This is a genomic window from Bacillus sp. JJ1609 (assembly GCF_036967045.1).
Lineage (GTDB): Bacteria > Bacillota > Bacilli > Bacillales > Cytobacillaceae > Mesobacillus.
In genome coordinates this window covers 44,236-60,970 of sequence record NZ_JBALSS010000027.1, presented here as the reverse complement: position 1 = coordinate 60,970, position 16,735 = coordinate 44,236, and the positions used below count along the sequence as shown (strand labels likewise).

At 39.7% G+C, this 16,735-nt stretch carries 15 protein-coding genes and 1 pseudogene; 6 read left to right on the top strand and 10 right to left on the bottom strand.

What is annotated here, in order from left to right; all coding sequences use genetic code 11:
- Window positions 1–152 precede the first annotated feature (152 nt).
- Together V7654_RS19295 and V7654_RS19290 are read right to left on the bottom strand one after the other, a co-directional pair.
- Window positions 153–1,625 carry a UDP-N-acetylmuramoyl-L-alanyl-D-glutamate--2,6-diaminopimelate ligase gene (locus V7654_RS19295; RefSeq protein WP_335432421.1) on the bottom strand — a complete coding sequence of 491 codons (1,473 nt, stop codon included), beginning with the start codon at window positions 1,623–1,625 and terminating at the stop codon, window positions 153–155.
- A 199-nt stretch (window positions 1,626–1,824) separates the two neighbouring features.
- The gene (locus tag V7654_RS19290) at window positions 1,825–2,556 is read right to left on the bottom strand and encodes a protein-glutamine gamma-glutamyltransferase (RefSeq protein ID WP_335432420.1); all 732 of its coding nucleotides are present in this window, start codon (window positions 2,554–2,556) and stop codon (window positions 1,825–1,827) included.
- A 302-nt stretch (window positions 2,557–2,858) separates the two neighbouring features.
- Between V7654_RS19290 and V7654_RS19285 the strand changes: the two genes are divergently transcribed.
- Window positions 2,859–3,098 carry a hypothetical protein gene (locus tag V7654_RS19285; protein WP_335432419.1) on the top strand — a complete coding sequence of 80 codons (240 nt, stop codon included), beginning with the start codon at window positions 2,859–2,861 and terminating at the stop codon, window positions 3,096–3,098.
- Window positions 3,099–3,431: 333 nt separating this feature from the next.
- Window positions 3,432–3,851, top strand: coding sequence for a pyridoxamine 5'-phosphate oxidase family protein (locus V7654_RS19280; RefSeq protein WP_335432418.1), 420 nt, complete (start codon window positions 3,432–3,434; stop codon window positions 3,849–3,851).
- 117 nt (window positions 3,852–3,968) lie between these two features.
- On the opposite strand, the gene V7654_RS19275 is transcribed toward V7654_RS19280, so the two are convergent.
- From V7654_RS19275 to V7654_RS19255, 5 genes are all read right to left on the bottom strand, one after another.
- Window positions 3,969–4,484, bottom strand: a complete 516-nt coding sequence (locus V7654_RS19275; RefSeq protein ID WP_335432482.1) for a M15 family metallopeptidase — start codon at window positions 4,482–4,484, stop codon at window positions 3,969–3,971.
- Window positions 4,485–4,644: 160 nt separating this feature from the next.
- The gene (locus V7654_RS19270; RefSeq protein ID WP_335432417.1) at window positions 4,645–5,358 is read right to left on the bottom strand and encodes a DUF459 domain-containing protein; all 714 of its coding nucleotides are present in this window, start codon (window positions 5,356–5,358) and stop codon (window positions 4,645–4,647) included.
- Between the two features lie 434 nt (window positions 5,359–5,792).
- Window positions 5,793–6,752, bottom strand: a complete 960-nt coding sequence (locus tag V7654_RS19265) for a YsnF/AvaK domain-containing protein (protein WP_335432416.1) — start codon at window positions 6,750–6,752, stop codon at window positions 5,793–5,795.
- 389 nt (window positions 6,753–7,141) lie between these two features.
- Window positions 7,142–8,446: a hemolysin family protein gene (locus V7654_RS19260; protein ID WP_335432415.1), complete on the bottom strand. Its 1,305-nt coding sequence runs from the start codon at window positions 8,444–8,446 to the stop codon at window positions 7,142–7,144.
- A 297-nt stretch (window positions 8,447–8,743) separates the two neighbouring features.
- On the bottom strand, window positions 8,744–9,529 hold the full coding sequence (locus V7654_RS19255; RefSeq protein WP_335432414.1) for a TerC family protein: 786 nt from the start codon (window positions 9,527–9,529) through the stop codon (window positions 8,744–8,746).
- A 365-nt stretch (window positions 9,530–9,894) separates the two neighbouring features.
- On the opposite strand from V7654_RS19255, the pseudogene V7654_RS23960 reads away from it, so the two are divergent.
- A pseudogene (locus V7654_RS23960) lies at window positions 9,895–10,764 on the top strand (HAMP domain-containing protein); the annotation flags it as partial.
- A complete protein-coding gene (locus V7654_RS23955) occupies window positions 10,759–11,706 on the top strand; it encodes a methyl-accepting chemotaxis protein (protein WP_438825328.1) in 948 nt (315 codons plus the stop codon). The pseudogene V7654_RS23960 and the gene V7654_RS23955, both read left to right, overlap by 6 nt.
- Window positions 11,707–11,764: 58 nt before the next feature.
- Here V7654_RS23955 and V7654_RS19245 read toward each other — a convergent pair whose 3' ends face one another.
- A complete protein-coding gene (locus tag V7654_RS19245; RefSeq protein ID WP_335432481.1) occupies window positions 11,765–12,235 on the bottom strand; it encodes a hypothetical protein in 471 nt (156 codons plus the stop codon).
- A 142-nt stretch (window positions 12,236–12,377) separates the two neighbouring features.
- On the opposite strand from V7654_RS19245, the gene V7654_RS19240 reads away from it, so the two are divergent.
- The gene (locus V7654_RS19240; protein ID WP_335432412.1) at window positions 12,378–12,932 is read left to right on the top strand and encodes a tyrosine-type recombinase/integrase; all 555 of its coding nucleotides are present in this window, start codon (window positions 12,378–12,380) and stop codon (window positions 12,930–12,932) included.
- 13 nt (window positions 12,933–12,945) lie between these two features.
- A complete protein-coding gene (locus V7654_RS19235; protein ID WP_335432411.1) occupies window positions 12,946–14,448 on the top strand; it encodes a potassium/proton antiporter in 1,503 nt (500 codons plus the stop codon).
- Between the two features lie 43 nt (window positions 14,449–14,491).
- Here the strand turns inward: V7654_RS19235 and V7654_RS19230 are convergent, their stop codons facing one another.
- Entirely contained in the window at window positions 14,492–15,106 is a 615-nt protein-coding gene (locus V7654_RS19230; protein WP_335432410.1) for a TetR/AcrR family transcriptional regulator, read from the bottom strand.
- A 42-nt stretch (window positions 15,107–15,148) separates the two neighbouring features.
- Entirely contained in the window at window positions 15,149–16,681 is a 1,533-nt protein-coding gene (locus V7654_RS19225) for a carboxypeptidase M32 (RefSeq protein ID WP_335432408.1), read from the bottom strand.
- Window positions 16,682–16,735: the final 54 nt, after the last annotated feature.

Sequence of the window (16,735 nt, the reverse complement as noted above, 5' to 3'; positions counted from 1 at the left end):
AGGAGTCGAGTGCCCTCCGCTCCAATCGACAGGTGCTAAAAATCAACATTGCCCATTAACAAAGCCATTTTGATGAAGTTTCTTTAAAAATGAATAGACCATCCTATTGCTAAACAAAAAAAAGGCTGTATGTAACTCAGCCTGTTTTAATTTTAACCAATTACCTTTTCTTTACTTTTCATTTTTTGCAGATACAATAATGTCTCTTTATCGGATGAGGCAGGAAGTTCGTAATCTGATTGGTATTTTTCAGGGCCTTTTCCGGTAATCAGAATCCATTCACCATTCTTGGCATTTTCCCAGGCCAACTGGATTGCCAAAGTCCTGTCGGTGATAATCCGCCCTTTATTGCTGCCAAATTTATCATTGAGTTTTTGGAGTTCATTAAGCATTTCCTCTGGGGGAACACCATTCAAATCATCAAAAGTCAAAATGAATTCGTCGCTTAGCATGGCTGACGCCTTAACCATAGGTTCTCTTTTACTCTTGTCCCTATCTCCCCGAAAGCCAAATATATGCTTGATTTTCGCTGCATTATGTTCCTTTGCAGCCTGGAGGCAATATTCTATCGCATCCTCTGTATGGGCATAGTCGATAATAAATGTTGCTCCCTCTGGGTGTGATATCATTTCGAATCGGCCAGGCACACCAGGGAATGAGTTAAGCGCTTCGATGATTGCCTCCGGCCTGATGCCTATTTTAACAGCAGTTAAAAAGGCCATGGCCGCATTATAAACATTATGCAGGCCAGGTGATGGGAAAGTTACTGTATAAACGGCTTTACCAAGTTTAATATCAAATTTAGTTTGTCCATTCAATGTTATGTCCTGTATTTTCAGGTCATTGCCCTCGTCATATCCAATAGAATAGACAGGAATTTCTTTAACTGCAAGCATGCGGGTCAGCTCGTCTCCCCAATCGCTTAATCTACTGACAATCCCTGCACCATTAGGTTTCATGTAATTGTACATAAGCGTTTTTGCTTCAAAATAATCTTCTATTGTTGGATGGTAATCAAGATGATCGTGCGAAAGATTTGTGAATAATCCATAATCTAACTCTAACCCTTCAATGCGGTGTTGCTTAAGAGCGTGGGAAGAAACCTCAAGGACAACGAATTCATCTTTGCTTTTAGCAATCTGTTCCTGGATCTGCAGTGCGTCAGGTGTAGTATTTGAGGGCTTGTACACTTTGTCATTTATAATATAAGACACTGTTCCCAATAATGAGCAGCTTTTACCTGCATGTTCAAGAATGTGCTTCAATATATATGAGACGGTCGTTTTTCCGTTCGTTCCGGTAATCCCGATTACCTTGTGATTTCTCGATGGATGATTATAAAATACACTGGCCGCCTTGCCTAGTGCCATCCTGCTGTCCATTACCTGTATATAAGGAACTGCAAGATTCAACTCAATTTCCCCAATAACGGCAGATGCGCCTTTTTCGAGTGCCTCTTTAATAAATTTGTGACCATCTATTTGAAAGCCTGTTATCGCAACAAATAAGTCTCCTGGTTTTACCTTACGCGAATCCATTTGTATTCCGGCAAGATCTGGGTCTTTTTCATATCTTGCATTTTTTATACAGCCGTCGAGGGCATCAAGCACCTTCGATAATCTCATTTCCAAAACTCCCTTTTTAACATGCCCATAAATTCCACAAATGGAATTTAGAAATGTATATATTATGTCTCTTTTTTTATTCCCCCAATTTTTAAAACTATGCCTTATAAATTCTACTTGATTTTGATTTAAGTAAAATGAGGAATATGAAATAGCAAAAAAGACCAGCACATAGCCAGTCTTTAACATGTATATGGGATTATTTGCTTGAAAACTGGGACAAATACTTAAAATTCAAACGGCTATGCTGCTGGAGCATATAAGCAGAAGTTACAGCACCTTCCTTGCGTAGTGTATTAAGAGCTTTAACCATTTCTTCTTCAGTTCCAATTCCCACTCCGTGACCAAAATATAAATCCTTGCCAAGATAAACAGCATTCTCTCCTCGCCAAATTGGCTTATCAAAATCCGGATTCATAAAGTATACTACGTCGCCTGGAATAAACTCATTGCCCTCGAGCGTTATGATTGCCAGATCTGAATCATAATTCCAATTCCAGACAAGCAATCCGCCAAATAAATGATTAAAATCAGCCAACCTTATTGAATCCAATACAGCTTTATAAAAAATGACCACCATTGCCGTTGAACATTCAAATCCATATTCCTGGCCATTTATATATATATCATTAATTGCGGCGGAGGGCAGCACATTAGGTTTTAAAAAATAGCCACTGGGGACCCTGGTCCAGTAAACTGGATTGAATTTGGAATAGGTAAATGAAGTAAAAGCGACACCACTGTCTTTTAGCTTCATTGCAGATTCAACGATATTTTCACGAAGCCTTATTTCAAATAGGAGTTGACTGGTGGTTTCATACTCAAACATGGTCAAGTTTCTGTCCAGGTATTCATATATCTCTTTTTGTTTTCCAGATAAACTCTGGAGCTTCTGGCTGCCGAGAGCATCTGGAAACCTGATAATGATCATCACTCTCCCCCTCCATATTCCGTTAATTAGACTCGCATAATTAACTATATGAGGGATGCGTAGCTATAAGACTTTGATCTGTTCCCTGAGTAGTGAAAGTACGTTGCTTGGTTTGTAAAAACACTAATAGAAAGTTGTATTTCCACACTAGTTTCATATCCAGACAAGAGGGTAATTTTATATTATCATCACAGACTGTATGCACCTGGGAGGCTCCCTGTGCCGCCCGAGAAAGCGAGTGCCTTTAGAGAAAGTTAACAGTCAAGATTCACCCAGCAAAAATAATTAATGAGGTGGTAAAAATGGAAAGGGACAATAAAAAACCAGTGCCTGTTGATAACACACAAAACATGGACAATCCCGAGCAATATGAAACAACAACAAAAAGTCTTCATGATCGATTCGAAAGCGAATTAACGGTGGATCCAATTCCGATGGAAGATCTTAAACAGGAGAAGAAAGAAGAAAAGGATGGGCATCATACAAAGGACTCATCTTCAAGCGAGAAAAAGTTCAATGTTGATTATGATAATGATTTATAAAATGATGCCCTGCTTAAACAGGGCTTTTTTAATGTGGAGGCTCTGTTAAAGCTGAATGTTGATTTTTAATACCCTGTTGATTGTAGTGGATGGCGCGTAGACTCCTGCGGGCTCAGCGCCAGCCCCGCGGAATGCGTTGCGCCTGGAATTGAAATCAACAGACCCATTTTACATCCAACCAAAATAAAAAAACTGTTGGCAAGCACGATTTTCATCGAGTTTTGTCTACAGTCTTTGCCCTGCTCAAACCAGGGCTTTTAAAAAGTGTAAAAAAAGGGTTAACTTCTGCATTATCGAGAATATTAAAACCATTAGCCTGAAGGAGGAATCATTATGGACAATCAAAAATTAAAAGACAGGATTTTAAAAGTTCTTGGTGAATCAAAGGTCGGCTCGATGGCTACTGTGGAAGGTAATAAACCACACTCTCGCTACATGACTTTTTTTAATGAGGATTTGACCCTTTACACACCTACCAGCAAGGAAACGTATAAAGCTGAGGAGATTGAAAAGAATCCTCATGTTCATATCCTGCTTGGTTATGAAGGGGATGGGATGGGCGATGCCTACATTGAAGTGCAGGGTAAAGCATCTATCAGGGAAGATCAGAATCTGAAGGATAAATTTTGGAACGAAAAAATGGAAAAGTGGATTAAAAACCCGCAAGACCCTAATTTTATTATTTTAGAAATAAAGGCAGATACAATCCGGTTGATGAATGACGATGGTGAACCTGAAACCCTGAGCCTCTGACAACTGACCTCCGAGGAGATGGAATGAATCCATCTCCTTTTTGCTGATAAATCATACATCATTTTAAAACTAAAAGATGGGCATCACTTTTACTAGTGATGCCCATGCTTTGTATATTCATTTCTTTGAGGCAGTAAGTGAATTTTCCGGAGGACGTTTCCCCCGCTTCAACTCATTGATCGACAGTCCGAATCGCATTTCTAAATGTGGATAATCCTTAAAATGTGTCCAGTCTCCGCCCCATTCAAAGCCTAGCTCCTTCGCTATCGCTACGACTTCCATCCAGTCCGATTGCGCATTCCCATTACCATCATATGCTGTATCCCAAATCGCTTTACCTTCTGCGGTCAGTAAGGCAAAGTCAATCGCCAAGCCAAAGTTATGAAATGACTCTCCGCCTTTGGCATGTGTAACGATTGAACCATCCACTGACCTGCCTTTTTCATATAACTGATCCTGATCCTGAAAACTGCGGAAACCATCCGTTACTATCACCGTTATTCCTTTATCAGCTGCCTGCTGGATCAATGTTTCTTTATTTTGTTGTACTGTTGGATGCAAATCCTGTGGCAAAGGGACATTTTCATTGATACCTGGATTTATTAGAAATTGATAATATAACATAAGCGCCATCAATATTAATATGAAAGAAATGAACGCACTTCCAAATAGTTTAATTTTCACGTTTTGCTTCCTTTCACTTAATCTCTTCTTCTATTATTATATAACGAATTACATCCATAAATGGTTTCAAAGAAAAACCTGGCAAAGCATTCGCCAGGCAGGTGGATTCTTAATTAAAATCATATTTCTCTAGAATTCGATCCGCAATCAATTTATAGCCTCTGTCATTCAGGTGAAGTGAATCGCTGAAATAGCTCTTCTTTTCCTTGCCTTTAAATAGATCATTTGTAGGGATATACATGATTTGTTCTTCCTTCTGAACGACATTAATAATATCCTTGTTCCAATCATCTAAGATGGCTTCTATTTGCTTCGAATCCGGGTACGGGTTATAGAGCCCAAGAAGCAGGATTGGTGCATCTTCATTTCTTTCTTTTAGGATGTTGATAATTGCCTTCAGGTTTTGGAGGTACACTTCCTTACCTTTATCAATCTCCTCATGCTTGGGATTTTTAAGGTTCCCGCCATTGCTGTTAAGTAAATCATTGGTTCCTATAAACAGGATAAAATAATCCGCATCATCGAGCTTGCTGCTTACACTAATATCTGAGAATTGTTTTAAGATCCCGGAGGATTCAAGCCCATATATAGCTTCATTGGTAAAATCAAAATCCTCTTTATTTTGTTCATTTAACTTTTTTTCAAGTGTATCGATATAACCAGAACCTTTTTCATCACCGAATCCGTATGTCAGTGAATCACCAAATGCTACTACCTTCTTATCCCCCTGGTCCTTCGCTTGTTTTTTATCGTAAAACGAAAAGGCAGCCAGAATCGCTAGTATAGTAATTAGGAATAAAATAAACGCAGTTTTTTTCCTCATGCTGTTATCCTTTCTCTTTTGATTTCCACCTTTTTTACCCTGTTATTGCTAATTCGTAAACATACAGATTCATCCACTGAAAATTCTTCCACTTGCAAATAAGGCATTATCAATGTTATAGTAATGGAGCGATGAGCTGAATTGTGTAAGCCGACAGACACTCCTTTATGGAAATGCACGATGTGGCGTGCAGTCCGTCGCCTCAATACGCAGAAAAGACGCCTTTCGGGGCGTCTTTTCTTTTTTCTCTCAAAAATCTTTAGGTTGAGTTCGGGATACTCGTTCACCCATCATACTTTCTTATTTATTCTCTTTCATATATGAACAAAGCTTTTTCAGCTTCATTTAGTTTTCCTTTTCAGTGTTCTCTTTATTACATAACAAAACCGACAGGCACAAAGCCTGTCGGTTACATATTAGTATTTAACAGTTCTTTATCTGTCCTTAAATCCATCGCGATCAAGGTCAGAGTCATTAACAGGACGATTGTTATCGGTTTTAAGATCTAAGTCATTTACAATGCGGTCGTCGTCTGTTTCAAGGTGGGCTTCCTCACGTTTAACAGTTTCAACCACTTGTTCTGTATCGGTTACTTCTCGCTTGCCGATGACAAGCTCTTCAGTCACGACAGGCTTTTTAGTGACTTCTACTTTTTCCTCCATGATTGGTACACGGATTGTTTCACCGTCATCGATTACTGAGTCTACATCAGAAGCCGCTTCGTTTACTTCACGTCGTTCAACGTAAACTTCTTCACGAGTTACTGGGATATTGACCTTCTGCTGATCTTCGACAACATGCTTGTGCACTTCTACTTCACCAGTCTGGACAGTTTCCTTTGATACATCCAGCTGTTCTTCTCTTAACCTTAATGTCTGTTCATCGTTGTCATAACGATTGGCATCATACTCACCAGTAACTCCTGTGTTTGTCACTGTTGTGTCATCATATGCACCTGTAACTCCTGTGTTTGTAACAGATGTATCAGCTACATAGCCTGTCTGCTCTGTAGTTAATCCAGATGCATTCGTTTCAGCTAACAAGATGATTCGGCCAGCTCGTACATCCTCTTCATATTCATTTGCTGCATCGTCTGTCAGTCCAAGGCCCACTAAGCGGTCTGAAATGGATGGTTCGTTGCCCCCAAGGTTTCTGTCAGCATCAAATGCTGTCATTAAGCTCTGCCAGAAACCTCCTTCTTTATGATCATAAGTATCATTTGTGCCAAGGTTTTCAGTTGTAACACCAGTTCTGCTCTCAAGTGCTGATGATAGCTCCGTAGTGTCTCCAATGATTGAGAAATCCTGAACTGCATATCCATTGTTTTTGTATTCTTCAATTGCCTCGATTAATTCTGTTTGATTATCGTATACTCCAACTACTTTTTTAGTCATGTGTAATTCCTCCATTTCTTTTTTTACGATTCATCCGGTTGTCCCGGTAGTGATGTTAATACCCACTCCAAGAAGAATTCGAAACATTTTTTGAACTTGCCAAAATTAGCCACAGCTAATGATTAAACTAAAAAACTTACCGGGTTGTGCCTTTTTTCACATAGATTTACAACAAAATAAAAAGCCCTTTTTTAAGAGGCTTTACAGACTGAAGACAAACTCGGAAAAGCAAGTTTGTCTTTAGCTATTTTTATTTAATTGATTTTTAAAACTGGTCTGTTGATTTGCGTTCCAGGCGCTTCGCATTCCACTCCAATCAACAGGGTTTTAATATCTGGTCGGTGAACTGTATATTTGTCGACAAACTGAAAAGCCCCTTTTAAGAGGCTTTAACCTATTTCTACCCTAGTTACTTCCAAATATAAAATATGATATTCATCGATTTCGATAATTTTAAAAAGGTACCCTTCTTCTTCTATTTCATCCCCTATTTGAGCATCTAAGTTTTTAGTCATAAACCAGCCGCCAATTGTATCTACCTCTTCATCTGAAAGATGGGTACCAAGTAAATCATTGACCTCGCCAATTAATACCCTTGAACTGAACAGGTAGTGGCCTTCTTTTACTTTCCTGATTTCCGCGATTTCATCTGCATCAAATTCATCGCGAATATCGCCGACGATTTCTTCCAGAATATCCTCGACAGTAACGAGTCCAGATGTACCGCCATATTCATCGATTAATATCGCCATATGGATACGGTCCTTTTGCATTTTCACCAAAAGGTCATGGATCGGAATGGTTTCAATGACACGGATTACGGGCTTTACGAATGATTTCAATATAGATTCCTTGTACAGATCCTTTTGTGTCAATTTTGCCGTAAGAATTTCCTTAATATTGATCATGCCCAGTACATTATCCTTTTCGCCTTCAATAACTGGATAGCGTGTATACTTTTCCTGTTGAATTACGTCGATGATCGTGTCGATGGTATCAGAAATATCCAAAGTGACGATTTCTGTCCTTGGCACCATGATTTCCTTGGCTATCCGCTCATCAAACTCAAAAATATTATTTACATATTTTAATTCATTCTGGTTAATTTCCCCGCTTTCATAACTCTCAGAAAGCAGGATACGCAATTCCTCTTCAGAAAGTGCCAATTCCTGCTCTGAAGCTGGTTTAAGACCAAACAATCCAGCCAGCAGACGTGCCGAATTATTTAAAACCCATATAAATGGATACATGATTTTATAGAATAAAATAATAGGCTTTGAAAAGGTCATTGTGACGGTCTCTGCTTTCTGGATCGCAACTGTTTTCGGCGCTAATTCCCCCACAACCACATGCAGGAAGGTTACAGATGCAAACGCAATCCCAAATGATAAAATATGTGATAGTGAAGGATTGAGGTCCCATTTTTCAAATAGTGGATGAAGCATTGCTTCAACAGTCGGTTCACCCAGCCAGCCCAATCCTAGTGAGGTAATGGTGATTCCAAGCTGGCAGGCAGAAAGGTACTCGTCTAGATGTGACGTAACATGCTTTGCAGCCTCTGCTCCCTTCTTACCTTCTGAAACTAACTGGTCTATTCTCGAAGTTCTAACTTTTACAATGGCAAATTCAGTTGCCACGAAAAAGCCTGTTAATGCGATTAATAGTGCAACTAAAAGCAAATTTGTAATAATCACTGGCAAGCCTTACTTTGTAAGGCGAACACCTCCTATAACAAAAAATAAGTTCATAAATTAAATGAATGATGGTGTTAATTATTTTTTTAATATACCCCTATAAGAACCAACTAACGCATAATCGCTAAAAATCATACATATTTCGTTTTCTTTTCAAAATAACCACTAAATATTTCTACTCTGGAAACAATAATTCTAAAAGACAAGGAGCAAATGTAAAAAAGAAACCCCAAAATGCAGCTTGCCTTAAAAAGGATAGCTACACTTCAGGGATTCTTTTACCTTACCGTATTGTATTCAGGATGCCTTTCTGGCTCCTTCAGTAGCCTTTTCATTTGATAAAAACCAGCCTGCTGCAGCAATACCGACTAACACTGCATAAAAAGTAAGCTTCCATTCAGTTGAGTGTGCAAAGCTTTCGCTTAAGACACCAATAGCAGGATGCGCAAGTGTAAGAACAGCAAGCTTAACTCCTACCCAGCCGACGATGCCGAATGCGGCAATTTCCAGTCCAGGTCTTTTTTCCAGTAAAGTAACGAACATATTTGCAGCGAATCGCATGATGATCAATCCGATCATTCCGCCGGCAAAAATCACGAGAAATTGGCCTCCATCCATTCCGCCAATTTCCGGAAGTGGTGTCTCCGGAAGCACTACAGCCAATGCTACTGCTGCTAAAATTGAATCTACAGCAAAGGCAATGTCAGCAACTTCAACTTTTAAAACTGTCATCCAGAAACCGCTCTTTTTCGCTGTTTCTTTTAAAGGCTTCTCATCCGAATGCTCTATTTTCTTAAAGATCGTTTTTCGGAGAATATGGTTCACTGACATAAACAATAGATACAGGGCGCCGATGGCCTGAACCTGCCATACATCCACAAGGAACGAAATAATGAAGAGTGATGCGAATCGGAACACAAAGGCACCGGCCAATCCATAAAATAAAGCCTTTTTCCTTTTTTCCTCTGGCAGGTGTTTCACCATGATTGCGAGGACAAGTGCATTGTCTGCTGCTAACAGCCCTTCCATAACGATGAGCACAAGTAGTACCCAGCTATATTCGAGCAAAATTGAGATGTCCATTAAAAATCCTCCTAGTTCATTTTTTAACCAAATATTCTCATGGCCAATAGAAAAGGCCTTTACCATAAGGGTAAAGGCCTAAAAATGCATAGAAAAAGACCTTTACCAAAATAGTAAAGGTCTTGCTAACAACGTCCATGTTGCCAATAAAGCCGGAGATGCAATCTCGTAATGACGACTTTATTGTAGCAGCTACTCCCCTTTAAAAAGAGAATATTTAATTACCTATAAGTATATAAGAGATTAGCAGAATAGTCAATTTAGAAACAAATTGTTTATTTTTTGCATCAATTCCCTTAACTTAGCCCAAATCTTGCCGAAAATAAATATAACTATTGAACTATTAATAACCATTCGTACGATGCATGAACAGAGGAGTGAAAGAATTGCTTATAAAAAAGAAAAACAAAGCGATTAAAAGTGCTAGCAAGAAGAAACCTGACAAAAAACGGGTGAAGAAGAATATGAGCTTGAAATTCAAAGTCGTTTCCTTAAGTGTAATCTCTATGCTGATAATGGCATTGGCTACATCTGCTTTAGCTTATTACGTCATCAAAAAGAGCAATGTTGAATCAATGGAAGCTGAATTAAATACGATATCAAGTTTATTATCAGATCAAATTACCCCAGGGAAAGCCCAGACAATCATCAGCAACCCTTCCAAGAATAATCCTGGTGTTACAACCATGCAGAAACAAATGAACAAGATTTTAAAAGATAATCCATTAATACATAATCTCTACTTGGTCACTCTGGATGGTGAAAAACTGACCATTCCTACAATGAGTTCCGTCATGCTCACCAAGGATTTCACTTATGGCTCCCAGTATTCTGGCGGTAAGGCTTTCGATGAAGCTGCCCTTATGGCTGTGAAAAATAATGAGCGGACAACGACAGATGTTTATAAATCTGAAACAGGCGAAAAAGTAACTGGTTTCGCACCAATTACGAATATGAGCGGAAATGTAATCGCCCTTTACGGAGTCGACTTTGATGTTACCCAGGTCAATAAAAAGATAAATGAAGAAGTAACGCGTATATGGATTCTAGCATTGGTGATCCTCACAATTTCAAGCATCGCCATGTATCTGTTAATTTCCATGCTGATCAGACCGCTCAACAAGATTAAGGATTTAACAGCAAATATTGCAAAAGGCGATTTATCTCGAAGTGACATTCACGTCAAATCGAAAGACGAAATCGGTGAATTGGCTGAAAGCATCAATACAATGACGGCATCACTTAGAAATGTTGTATCACAGGTACAAACTAGTTCAAGAGAAGTTACGAGCGAAACCCTTGCCTTGTCAAATGTTGCTTCTAGCTCTGTTGATGCAATCAGAGAGTTGACTGCAGCCAACCAGCAGGCAGCCGCAAGTACCCAGGAACAAAACGCAAATATTGAAGAAATGCAAGCTACTCTAGAAGAGATTAACGCGGGAATCGAAGAGATTAATGCTTCTGCCCAGCAGGCAAGCTTCATTGCCAAGAACTCCACGGTTACTTCTAAAGAAGGAACCGTCCGAATCGATGAGATGCTTGCAGGGCTTGAACTTGTTGAAGACAATACAAACCAGTTAGCGGACATTATCATCATGCTTGAAAAGCAATCAGATAAAATTACTCAATTCGTAAAAATCATTAATACTATTTCCGACCAAACAAATTTATTAGCATTAAATGCTGCCATAGAGGCTGCAAGAGCAGGCGACCATGGGAAAGGCTTTGCAGTAGTAGCGAATGAAGTAAGGAAACTGGCAGAGGAAAGCGCAAAATCAGCCTCGACCATCATTACCATCGTTAATGAGAATGTTAACAGTACTCGTAACGCAGTAGACTATATTTCAAAAACAAGAGAAGCTGTTCAATACAACAAAGACCTTTCAACCAATGCCAAAAATACGCTTCATGAAATTTATGAAACAACGCTTGAGATCGAGGATAACTCCAATAATATCGCCTCTGCCATCGAGCAGCAGGTCATCGCAATCGAGCAAATCACAAACTCTCTTGATACGGTTTCCCAGGCTTCACAACAGATTGCTGCAGGCACAAGCCAAACAGACCAATCAACTCAGGAACAGTTAAGAATCGCTGAAAACGTAAACGAAACAACGAAAATTCTTCAGCAGACAGCGGTGGAATTAGAAAACCTGACTGGGAACTTTAAGCTATAAGAAAAAAGGATGCCAATGCGGCATCCTTTTTTGTTTAGTAACTTTAAAATGTTGGGTATTACCTTTTTCTGAAGCCTTCTTCTTCTAAATACTGCTTGGCTTCATTATACGAAAGGAAAGTTCCATCGAGATTCAATCCAGCGTATACATTCCACATATCATCTTCATTCACGAGAATCAGTGTATGATTTTCTGAATTTATCCAGCGTTCCTCTTCGTTGTCCTCAATAATCGCAGACTCTACATCTGTGTTGGGAGAAAGGGATTTTATGGATTGACGGATGATTGTCTTAAGTTCTTCTGATGAAAAGTCCCTGATATTTACCATCCCTTTAGAATCCATATCATATCCGCTTAAAAATTCTGCATATACGAATCCATTTCCATTTTGGTGCAAATGATAAACTACATTTTTCTTTTCGTAAATACTTCCTTCAAAATGAAAATTGACACGTCCTAATGATACGTTCTTGCGTTCAAGCTCGGGAAAAGTTTCAATGATTGCAATTTTTTCTTCAAAAGTCAGCATATTGCCTCCTGCTAATAACAAATTTTCATTACTGTTCATTATACCATTGGTTTAATGCAGTACAAAACTCCCTTTGTAGGCATAAAATTATGTTACACAAGTTAAATTAATATATAATTAAGTTACATAAGGAGGTGAATATGTGAAAAGTGTAGGCGCTATAAAAGGAAAGTGGCAAATCATCAAAATGAAAGAGTATTTAGAAGAACATTCTGCAAGGGATTATTGCTTATTTTTACTTGGCATCAATACCGGCATAAAGCTGCAAGAATTGCTGCACCTTCGCGTTCACGAAGTCAACGGTGCCGACGGAGAAATTACAGAAATTCTGTCCCTTCCCCAATACCACAGTCCTCCTGTTTACCTAAATCTCACAATAAAAAATATCCTGAAAAAATATATAAATGAAAATTCGCTAATTGATACGGACTATCTATTTAAGTCCCGTAAAACAGGTGAGCCAATCACCAGGCAGCAGGCCTATCGAATCATTAACGCTGCCGCAAAAGAAGCAGGAATCGAAGAGGCTGTTGGGATGACCACTCTCCGGAAAACTTTTGGATACCATGCTTACATTCAAGGCATTGCCATTTCACTCATTCAAAAGCGGCTGCACCATGCCTCTCCATCGGAAACGCTTCATTTTATTGGAATTGACAGCCATTTAGAAAAAATCAAATTAAATGTAGATCTCTAAGGGGGAGTTTTTATTGCAGGAACCAATATTAAGCACGGATTCATTCATTTTATTATCAGCCATTTTATTTATCGTCGGAGTATTGACTACAAGGTTTTCCGCCAGGCTGGGTGTACCATCCCTAATCCTTTTCATGTTAGTTGGCATGGTAATGGGGAGCGATGTGCTTGGGATTATTTATTTTGATAATGCAGCCCTGACTCAGTTGATTGGTGTAATCGCCCTTGTGATTATTTTGTTCGAAGGCGGGCTTCAAACCAACTGGAAGGATGTCCGTCCAGTGATCGTTCCCTCTTTATCACTTGCTACCATCGGTGTCTTACTGACCTCCGGAATTGTTGCTGTTGCGGCAAAAATGATTTTAGGATTGGATTGGCTGGAATCGATCTTATTTGGAGCCATCGTCGGTTCTACAGATGCAGCAGCCGTATTTGCTGTCCTTAAGGGACAAAATATCTCTCCAAAACTCGGTTCTACATTAGAAGCAGAGTCGGGGTCAAATGATCCGATGGCCGTCTTCTTAACTGTTGCAATGATCGAGCTAATCACTGTTCCCGAAGCAAGCATTCTGACTTTAATCGGCGATTTCTTTTTGCAAATGGGATTGGGTGTCTTACTCGGGGTAATTTTCGGTAAAATAGCGATTGCATCACTTAATTCCATAAATCTTGATTCAAGTGGCCTCTATCCAGTATTCGCCACTGCTTTTGCCTTGCTAACCTATGGTATTACTGCATTTTTGAACGGAAGCGGACTGTTGGCAGTCTATATTGCAGCCATCATGATTGGCAACGCGGAGATAGCATACAGACATTCTATCTTCCGTTTTTCAGAAGGATTTGCCTGGATGATGCAGATCCTCATGTTTGTCATTCTAGGCCTCCTTGTATTCCCTTCCGAACTTTTCACTCCTGCCATTCTTATTCAAGGAATCCTTTTATCAGCGATTCTCATGTTAGTGGCAAGGCCGGTGGCAGTATACCTGTCCACAATAAATATGAATTTCACAAACAAAGAGCGAATTTTCCTTTCCTGGGCAGGCCTGAAAGGTGCTGTTCCCGTTGTCCTTGCAACCTTTCCTTTATTGGCAGGAATAGACGGCAGCCATCAAATCTTTAATGTCGTATTCTTCGTTGTGTTGACAAGTGCCCTAATTCAGGGAACAACCATTCCATATGCTGCTGCTAGGCTCGGGTTGAATGGACCTAAGAAAACTGCTCCTATGCAGTCGCTTGAACTCATATCGCTAGGAAAAGCCGATGCAGAAATGATCGAGTATGAAATAGAAAGTGACAGCGCCATTATCGGAAAAACTTTGGCCAATATCCCCTTTCCTGAAGGCTCGCTCGTCAACGCAATCATCCGTAAAGGAAAGCTTATTGCACCAACAGGAAATACAAACATAATGGCAGGGGATTTTCTTTACATTCTATCAGCCAGAAAAAATAAGTCACTTTTAAAGAAGCTTTTGAAGGAAAAAGCCGTTTATAAACAAAATGTTATGGACTTAAAATAAGACAAAAACCAGTGAGCAGCCTTTCTCACTGGTTTTAGATTTGTTATGCTTTAAGTTTTTCAATGAACATTGTCTGCATTTCTTTTAGGATATCTTTATAGTGATATGCATTTAGGATCGTTGCCTGCAATGTAACTCCATTTACCATTGCCCAAAAGATATCAGCATACCCCTTTGGTTCGATTCCTTTCTTGAACTCACCTGCTGCCTGCCCTTCTTCAATGATGTCCGTCAGTAAAGTAACAAAGAAATCCTGATAGCGATCCGTCAGCGCTTTTTTTAATTCTGGTTTTCTTGTGGAGTACAGCCTGAATTCGTAATGCACTAGAGCTTGATCTTTATTCTCTTCGGCGTTCGGATCATTGTTTAAATAGGCATCAATCAAGAAATTCAGCTTCTCTAATGCAGATTCACATTTTGCAATTCCCCTGGTGAACTTGGTGCCAGATTCATTTGTCTGCCCCTCCATGAGAGCAAGGTAAATCTCATCTTTACTCTTAAAATAATTATAGATTGCACCCTTGCTGATCCCTGAATGAGAGACGATATCATCAACAGTCGAAGCTTCGAATCCTTTTTTAGCAAAACAGGCATGTGCGCTTTGCAATATCTCTTGTCGTTTCATTTCTTTATATTCATCCGAAACAATTGGCGCCATTTATATAACCTCTTTTTCTGACTGATAATCTGTCTACGAGATTTATAGTTTATATACCTTGCTATATTTTTTTTCTAAATACTGTACGAGATAATCCGCATTAAGCTCTTCTCCCGTAACCTTAACAATTAATTCATTAGGTGTGTATAGCATGCCATACTGATGGATATTTTCCTTCAGCCATTGCTGGATGACACTGAAGTTCCCTGTCTCGATGCTGCCATAAAAGTCAGGTAAGTCCTGCTGGATCTTGTGCAGGATTTGCGCCGCATAGAGATTTCCAAGGGAATAAGAAGGAAAATATCCGAAGCCGCCGAACGACCAGTGAATATCCTGAAGGACACCTTCCCTGTTGCTGGCAGGTGTAATTCCAAGATACTCATTCATCTTCTCGTTCCAGATGGCTGGCAGGTCACGTGCCTCGATTTCGCCTGCGATTAACGCCTTTTCAATCTCATATCGAACCATAATATGAAGATTATATGTCAGCTCATCTGCTTCCACTCTAATAAATGATGGCTGGACTGCATTAACAGCACGATAGAACTCATCTAACTCTACACTACCTAGCTGCTCAGGGAAATGTTCCTGAAGCGTTGGGTAAAAATACTTCCAGAACTGCTCGCTGCGGCCAACCATATTTTCAAGGAAGCGTGATTGTGATTCATGTATTCCGAAAGAAGCTCCCTCCTGGATGACAGTGCCTTCATATTCCGAGTTGATGTTTTGTTCATATATGCCATGTCCAGCTTCATGGATCGTTCCGAAGATAGCGGATCGGACATTGTTCTCCAGATACCTGGTCGTAATCCTTACATCACCGGTGTTAACCGTCTGTGCAAATGGATGGACGGTTTCATCCAGCCTGCCGGCTTCCATATCAAATCCGATGAGCGGGAGGATATAGCGATTAAATTCTTTTTGCTTCTCCACTGAGAATGGCTGGTCAAAAATTTCAGCAGAAGGCTTATAGGAAGAGTTTTGTAATCTTCTTAGCAAATCAGCGCTTGATTCTCTTAATTTCACAAAAAGCGGATCAAGCTTTTCGACTGTCAGCCCTGGCTCGTATTCACTTAACAGCGCATCATACGGGTGGTTTTCATATCCATAAATTTCTATTGCTTTCCTTTTAAATTCCACAATCTTTTCTAAATATGGCAGGAATTTTTCAAAATCATCGTTCTCTCTTGCATCCTCCCAGGCGTCATTAGCCTGTGAAGTCAACACAGAAAAATCCTTAATCATTTCAGCAGGAATCCTTTTGGACCTGTTATAAAATTCTTTTCGCTCCCGAACCTGCGCTTTTGCCACATCGTCGAGGTAAGCTTCAGCTTCTGGCGTTGAAAGTGTGCTTAGCAGTTCACCCATTTCATCAGATACAGTCAGCTTGAATGCTTCTGTCCTCAGTGTACCGCTGGCCTTTGCAAAAATTGACCTCCCCTTTTTGGGAGCAATTACTTTTTGGTCCCAGCTTAACAGGCCGGAAATACTATTAAAATGCGAGATTTTTTCATCGAGCTCACGAAACTTATCAAGAGCAGAGACAATCGTTTGATTCATAACCTTCTGTTCCATATTCGTTCCCCCTCGTTCTTTATTAATTTAATATAAACTATACAGTCGGTTTAT

Excerpts from the sequence above, each read along its gene's own strand:
- V7654_RS19295 (WP_335432421.1), bottom strand. The coding sequence starts at position 1,625 with ATGAGATTATCGAAGGTGCTTGATGCCCTCGACGGCTGTATAAAAAAT.
- V7654_RS19290 (WP_335432420.1), bottom strand. The coding sequence starts at position 2,556 with ATGATCATTATCAGGTTTCCAGATGCTCTCGGCAGCCAGAAGCTCCAG.
- V7654_RS19285 (WP_335432419.1), top strand. The coding sequence starts at position 2,859 with ATGGAAAGGGACAATAAAAAACCAGTGCCTGTTGATAACACACAAAAC.
- V7654_RS19280 (WP_335432418.1), top strand. The coding sequence starts at position 3,432 with ATGGACAATCAAAAATTAAAAGACAGGATTTTAAAAGTTCTTGGTGAA.
- V7654_RS19275 (WP_335432482.1), bottom strand. The coding sequence starts at position 4,484 with ATGGCGCTTATGTTATATTATCAATTTCTAATAAATCCAGGTATCAAT.
- V7654_RS19270 (WP_335432417.1), bottom strand. The coding sequence starts at position 5,358 with ATGAGGAAAAAAACTGCGTTTATTTTATTCCTAATTACTATACTAGCG.
- V7654_RS19265 (WP_335432416.1), bottom strand. The coding sequence starts at position 6,752 with ATGACTAAAAAAGTAGTTGGAGTATACGATAATCAAACAGAATTAATC.
- V7654_RS19255 (WP_335432414.1), bottom strand. The coding sequence starts at position 9,529 with ATGGACATCTCAATTTTGCTCGAATATAGCTGGGTACTACTTGTGCTC.
- V7654_RS23955 (WP_438825328.1), top strand. The coding sequence starts at position 10,759 with ATGACGGCATCACTTAGAAATGTTGTATCACAGGTACAAACTAGTTCA.
- V7654_RS19245 (WP_335432481.1), bottom strand. The coding sequence starts at position 12,235 with ATGCTGACTTTTGAAGAAAAAATTGCAATCATTGAAACTTTTCCCGAG.
- V7654_RS19230 (WP_335432410.1), bottom strand. The coding sequence starts at position 15,106 with ATGGCGCCAATTGTTTCGGATGAATATAAAGAAATGAAACGACAAGAG.
- V7654_RS19225 (WP_335432408.1), bottom strand. The coding sequence starts at position 16,681 with ATGGAACAGAAGGTTATGAATCAAACGATTGTCTCTGCTCTTGATAAG.